General features: G+C 69.6%; 1 pseudogene. It reads right to left on the bottom strand.

Annotated features, from left to right (window positions below):
- Positions 1–163: pseudogene (locus tag BN358_RS27570) on the bottom strand (threonine dehydratase); the annotation flags it as partial.
- Between the last annotated feature and the right edge of the window lie 219 nt (positions 164–382).

The raw sequence follows: 382 nt of genomic DNA, 5'->3' as shown, positions 1-382 counted from the left end.
GCTTCAGCCAGACCGAGGCCCCGGTCGCCGCACTGAGCCGGTCGTTGAACTGCAGGGGGCTCCGGATGATGACACCGGCCAGCCTCTCGGCGGCCTCGTCCACGGCGCGGGCATCGATCGTCACCGGCTCATTCTGGCACCGCGCCGCAGGGCCGCCCTCCAGCCGCTGCCGGTGTCGCCATCCGAGCGCCGCTCGCGTCCCGGCGTCCACCCTGTTCACGTCCGACCGGTTGCGTGGCCGAATCACGTCAAGCCCATCGCGACGGGCCCCGGCTCCGCAGGCTCCTCCAGCGGATCGGTGATTGTCGCGATCTGGCCATCAGACAGCGGTGATGTGACGACTGTGCAGGGTGATGCACCGGCAAGGGTCGAATCGCGACAT

It is taken from the genome of Sedimentibacter sp. B4, assembly GCF_000309315.1.
In the GTDB taxonomy this organism is placed as follows: Bacteria; Bacillota; Clostridia; order Tissierellales; family Sedimentibacteraceae; genus Sedimentibacter; species Sedimentibacter saalensis.
Note: the sequence above shows the minus strand (reverse complement) of the source record. Positions and strands in the feature narration are given on the sequence as shown.